General features: G+C 63.4%; 6 protein-coding genes. 4 read left to right on the top strand and 2 right to left on the bottom strand.

What is annotated here, in order from left to right; translation table 11 throughout:
- Together EN781_RS25285 and EN781_RS25280 are read right to left on the bottom strand one after the other, a co-directional pair.
- Window positions 1-519, bottom strand: a 519-nt coding sequence (locus EN781_RS25285; protein ID WP_189347835.1) for an enoyl-CoA hydratase/isomerase family protein, incomplete at its 3' end; no start/stop codon positions are given.
- A 118-nt stretch (window positions 520-637) separates the two neighbouring features.
- Window positions 638-1186 carry an isoprenylcysteine carboxylmethyltransferase family protein gene (locus tag EN781_RS25280; protein WP_189347833.1) on the bottom strand — a complete coding sequence of 183 codons (549 nt, stop codon included), beginning with the start codon at window positions 1184-1186 and terminating at the stop codon, window positions 638-640.
- A gap of 143 nt (window positions 1187-1329) precedes the next feature.
- On the opposite strand from EN781_RS25280, the gene EN781_RS25275 reads away from it, so the two are divergent.
- The 4 genes from EN781_RS25275 (at window position 1330) to EN781_RS25260 (ending at window position 5056) form a co-directional block, all read left to right on the top strand.
- Window positions 1330-2148: a DUF2066 domain-containing protein gene (locus EN781_RS25275; protein ID WP_126054953.1), complete on the top strand. Its 819-nt coding sequence runs from the start codon at window positions 1330-1332 to the stop codon at window positions 2146-2148.
- 117 nt (window positions 2149-2265) lie between these two features.
- Window positions 2266-3297: a porphobilinogen synthase gene (hemB, locus tag EN781_RS25270; RefSeq protein ID WP_126054954.1), complete on the top strand. Its 1032-nt coding sequence runs from the start codon at window positions 2266-2268 to the stop codon at window positions 3295-3297.
- A gap of 6 nt (window positions 3298-3303) precedes the next feature.
- Entirely contained in the window at window positions 3304-4281 is a 978-nt protein-coding gene (locus EN781_RS25265) for a cobalamin biosynthesis protein CobT (RefSeq protein WP_126054955.1), read from the top strand.
- Between the two features lie 127 nt (window positions 4282-4408).
- Entirely contained in the window at window positions 4409-5056 is a 648-nt protein-coding gene (locus EN781_RS25260; RefSeq protein ID WP_127400438.1) for a dihydrofolate reductase family protein, read from the top strand.
- Window positions 5057-5149: the final 93 nt, after the last annotated feature.

The following is a 5149-nucleotide window of genomic DNA, read 5'->3' as shown; positions in this document are numbered from 1 at the left end:
GTGGCGAATCCGGGTTCCGGTCAGCGCCAGATACATGCCGAAACTGCCGCCGAGGTCCGGCAGTAGGTGGCTCGCACCGACATCGGGGAAGAAGCCGATGCCGACCTCCGGCATGGCGAACTGGGCGTTCTCGGTCAGCACGCGCTGCGAGCCGTGGAAGGAAATGCCGACGCCGCCACCCATGACGATGCCGTCGATCAGCGCGACATAGGGCTTCCTGAAGGCGTTGATGCGGGCGTTGAGCCGGTATTCGTCGGCAAAGAAGTCGACCGGCGGCCGCCCGGCACGGCCGGCCTCATAGATGTGCAGAATGTCGCCGCCGGCGGAGAACGCCCTGCCCTCGGCCTTGACGATCACGACATCGACGCCGTCATCGCGCTCCCAGGCTTCGAGCGCCTTGCCAAGCGCCTTGACCATGGCGTGCGTGACAGCGTTGAGCGCCTGCGGCCGCGTCAGCGTAACGACGCCGGCCCTGCCCAACCGCTCGAAGCGAATTTCGTCGCCTCCGCCAAAATCCATCGTAAGAGAATCCTCCCCCGCGCCTGCGGGATTTGAAGTGCTAAGCGGCGACTGGGCGAACGTCAATTGTCGGGCGCGGGCAGAGATGACTGCGCTCGTTCGAATTGCCACAGGCTGCCTACCACACGAAGGGGATCAACGCCTTGGTTCGCCTGGCATAAGCAGGAAATTCATTGGGGAACTGCACCGCAAGGAGCCGGTCTTCGGCGCCGACGCGCCAGAGAAAAAGCGAGCCCAACAGGATAAGCAGGAAGATAAAACCGCCGCCCACCACGATCGCTGATCCGATACCTGCGACCATGCCGCCTGTGTACATGGGATGACGCACGTAGCGGTACGGGCCGGAAGTCACAAGTTCATGGTCCTGCTTGGCCGAGACGGTCTGGCTCCAGTTGCGGCCAAGGCTTTGTCGCGCCCATACCAGGAATGCCATGCCAGCAAGGGTGACGACGACACCAATGCCGGCTAAAGCCGGGCCCACGGGCGCGAAGTTGACGAATGCGAACGCCCGCAGATGCGGAAGCAGGAAGGCCACTATCACAGCGAACAGCAAGGCGAAGCTTTGCAGCAAATGCGGCCGTGTATCGCGCTTCACACCCGCCGCTTGAATGGTGAGATAGACGATCAGCAGGATCCAGGCGGCATAGATGAGCCAGATGAAGATCATTGCTCGCTCCTTCGATTGGCCATGCCGGTCCAGCGTGGCGCACGGATGCCCCATGCCGGCGGCCATGCGGCGCAAAGCAACCGACTTGGCCGCTGTTGGCGCCCGGTGCTAGAAGATGGCCACGTTGAACTGGATGGCAAGACATGACCGGGCCTTCTCGTCTCATGGCTGCAACGATCTGCCTGATCGCTCTTTGCCTCATGTCTGGTGCTGCTCTGGCCGCGACGGAAGCGCTCTACCAGTCGCAGACGATCGTCACCGGCACCGGCGAGGTCAACCGGAAGATCGGCTTCAGGGATTGCCTGGACAAAGTGCTTGTGAGGGTCTCGGGCGATCAGCGGCTGCCGGGCAAACCGGAGATGGCGGCGCTGCGCGACAAGGCAGGCGATTTCGTCGAATCCTTCCGCTACCACGACCGGCTGGAAGGCATCCCCGTGCATGACGAGCAAGGCACGCATGACCGGCCGCACGACCTCACCTGCCTCTACAAGCCCGCTGTGATCGACAAGGTGCTGGCCCAGCTTGGCAGCAAGCCTTGGCTCGGCGAGCGACCGACGGTCGCGGTTTTCCTGATGGCCGAGCAAGGCACGCGGCATTTCGCGCTGAGCGCCGATGACGAGCGCGGCGAGGCGATGCGCGAATCCTTCATCAACGCCACGGGGCCGCTGCTGATGCGCATCGCCTTCCCGCCGGGGTCGATGATTTCCGGGATGGACGAGAAGGCGCTGCACACCACCGACATGGCCACGCTCGACGAGCTGGCGAGGAAGGCCGGCGCCGACCAGGCGCTCGCCGGCAGCATCGTATGGAGCGACAAGGACCTGGGCTGGATCGCCGACTGGCGGCTGGCCGATGGCGGCAAGACCTATCGCTGGCAGGTGCGCGGCGTCAGCTTCGACGAGGCGTTCCGTGTCGCCATGCGGGGCGCGGCGCAAGTGCTGTCGGGCAATGGGCAGCCCTGAGAGGTCGGCGCTGCCCCCTTCTCCCCGTCAACGGGGACAAGGAAGGCTGGCACAATCGTGTCGCATTGGTCTGTCGGGAGACCGCGTGTTAAAACCGGTCAAACGAGAGTTGACGCGATGAACAAATTCACCCCCGCAAAGCCTGCCGGCGCGCGCAGCGTCGACGAGATCACCGGCAGCCGGCGGCTGAGGCGCATGCGCAAGGCCGACTGGTCGCGGCGCCTGGTGCAGGAGAACCGTCTTTCGGTCGACGACCTTATCTGGCCGATCTTCGTCGTCGACGGCAAGGATGTGCGCGAGCCGATCGCCGCAATGCCCGGCGTGTTCCGCCTGTCGCTCGACCTCGCGGTCAAGGAGGCCGAGCGTGCGGCCAAGCTCGGCATTCCGGCGATCGCCACTTTTCCCAATGTCGAGCTTTCGCTGCGCGACCAGACCGGCTCGCACATCCTCGACCCGGAAAACATCATCAACCGCGCCACCCGCGCCATCAAGCATGCGGCGCCGGAGATCGGCATCATCACCGACGCCGCGCTCGATCCGTTCACCAGCCATGGCCATGACGGCATCCTGCGCGACGGCATTATCGTCAATGACGAGACGGTTGCGCAGGTGGCGGCGGCAGCCGTCATCCAGGCCGCGGCCGGCGCCGACATCATCGCGCCGTCGGACATGATGGACGGCCGCATCGGCGCCATCCGCGACGCGCTCGACGCCAACGGTTTTCAGGACGTGGCGATCATGTCCTACGCGACGAAGTTCGCCTCCGCCTTCTACGGCCCGTATCGCGAGGCGGTGGGCACGGCCGGCCTGCTCAAGGGTGACAAGAAGACCTACTATCTCGACCACGCCAATTCCGACGAGGCGCTGCGCGAGGCCGAGCAGGACCTCGCCGAAGGGGCCGACATGCTGATGGTGAAGCCCGGCCTGCCCTATCTCGACATCATCCGCCGGCTGAAGGACGAACTGCAAATGCCGACCTTCGCCTACCAGGTGTCGGGCGAATATTCGATGATCAAGGCGGCCGCCGCCAATGGCTGGATCGACGGCGAGAAGGCGATGCTGGAATCGCTGCTTGCGCTGAAACGCGCCGGCTGCGACGGAATCCTCACCTATTTCGCGCCAGAAGTGGCGGCGATGCTGAAGGGATAGCCGACATTGCTGCGGGGGCTGGGCAAGCATCTCAAATCATTGTTCGTTGCCACCCCACGCGGCGATACTACTACGCCGGGCTATCACGCCTACGTCACGCTCCATGACTGGATTGTGCCGAGTTCCAAGCTGTCCAGTGCTATCGGGCCGCTTTCGGGAAAGCATCAATCCGCGCTCGACACCGCATGGGCCGAACTGGAGAACGGCCTGGCGGGCTGGAGGACGAAACATCTCATTCAGGCGGCTGATCTCGCCGCGGAAATCCGCAACGGCCCGTCGGCGCCCGACCTCGCCAATACCGTTGTTTCCATTCTCGTCGATCACTCCGGATCGATGCGCGGCCAAAAAATGCTCTACGCCGCCGCTTCCGTCGACATTGCACAGGAGTTCCTGAGGACGCTAGGCATCAAGGTCGAGCTCCTGGGCTTCACCACGCGCGCCTGGCGCGGTGGGTACTCACGGCAGACCTGGGATGCAGATGGCCGGCCCAAAAATCCGGGCAGGCTGAACGACCTGCTTCATATCGTTTATCGGGAGGCCGACGATATGCGTCAGGGCAGTATCGGTCATGCTCTCAAGGTGATGTTGCGGCCGGACCTGCTCAAGGAAAATATCGACGGCGAGGCCATCGAATGGGCAGCCGACCGGCTGCGGAAACGTCCCGAGCGCCGGAAAATACTGCTCGTCGTGTCGGACGGGGCGCCGGTCGACGATTCCACGCTTCACGCAAATGGCCCTCGCTATCTCCAAGACCATCTCTTTCAAGTGGCGGTGCAACTGGAGACAGCCGGAGACGTTGAGTTGCTGGCGGTTGGTTTTGGTTCCTATGTCGACAACTCCTATCGAGTGTCAACGAATTGCGAGGCACCCGATGAGCTCGGCAGAACCATGTTGATGGCATTGCAGCGCCAGCTTGTCGCCGGTGGAACGATGTCTGCCGGTGACACGGCGGACGAGGTTGGTAGTTCGCCGTCGCCGAACTGATCATTCTCCTGAACTTGCCGGGGCGCGATCCGCATCCATCCGCGCACCAGATACCGCTTGCAATACGCAATCAGTTAGACTAACCACTAACTGCTTGCAAAATACAACTGGTTATGAAGGAGGTAGCATGTCCAAGCTTCGCGTCAGTGCATTCACCCTGTCGCTTGACGGCTTCGGCGCCGGTCCGGATCAGGATCTCGCCAACCCGCTCGGTATCGGCGGCGAGAACCTGCACAAATGGATGATCGGCACCCGCTTTTTTCGCAAGATTGTGATGGGCAAGGACGGCGGTACCACCGGCACGGACGACGCGTTCGCCACGCGCAGCTTCGAGAATGTCGGCGCCTGGATCCTCGGCCGCAACATGTTCGGCCCGATCCGCGGCGAATGGCCGGACGAGACCTGGAAGGGCTGGTGGGGCGACAACCCCCCCTATCACGTGCCGACCTTCGTGCTGACGCATCACAAGCGGGCGCCGATCGCCATGGAAGGCGGCACGACCTTTTACTTCGTCACCGACGGCATCCACTCGGCGCTGGAGCAAGCCAGGGAGGCGGCTGGCGGCAAGGATGTGCGGGTCGGCGGCGGCGTTTCGACCATCCGACAATATCTGCACGAGAAGCTCATAGACGAGATGCACCTAGCGGTATCGCCGGTGCTGCTCGGCAAGGGCGAGCATCTTTTCGCCGGCCTGGACATGCCCGGCCTTGGCTATCGCTGCACCGAGCAGGTGGCAACGCCCCTCGCCACGCATGTGGTGATTGAGCGGGCGTGATTACAGCTCTTTCTCCCCGTTCACGGGGAGAAATGCCCGGCAGGGCAATGAGGGGCCGCGCTGCCGGTTGAAGATTGGCGACAAGCCGCTGAC

It is taken from the genome of Mesorhizobium sp. M4A.F.Ca.ET.090.04.2.1, from assembly GCF_003999085.1.
GTDB lineage: Bacteria > Pseudomonadota > Alphaproteobacteria > Rhizobiales > Rhizobiaceae > Mesorhizobium.
This window is presented reverse-complemented; position numbering and strand designations above follow the sequence as displayed.

Excerpts from the sequence above, each read along its gene's own strand:
- EN781_RS25280 (WP_189347833.1), bottom strand. The coding sequence starts at position 1,186 with ATGATCTTCATCTGGCTCATCTATGCCGCCTGGATCCTGCTGATCGTC.
- EN781_RS25275 (WP_126054953.1), top strand. The coding sequence starts at position 1,330 with ATGACCGGGCCTTCTCGTCTCATGGCTGCAACGATCTGCCTGATCGCT.
- hemB (WP_126054954.1), top strand. The coding sequence starts at position 2,266 with ATGAACAAATTCACCCCCGCAAAGCCTGCCGGCGCGCGCAGCGTCGAC.
- EN781_RS25260 (WP_127400438.1), top strand. The coding sequence starts at position 4,409 with ATGTCCAAGCTTCGCGTCAGTGCATTCACCCTGTCGCTTGACGGCTTC.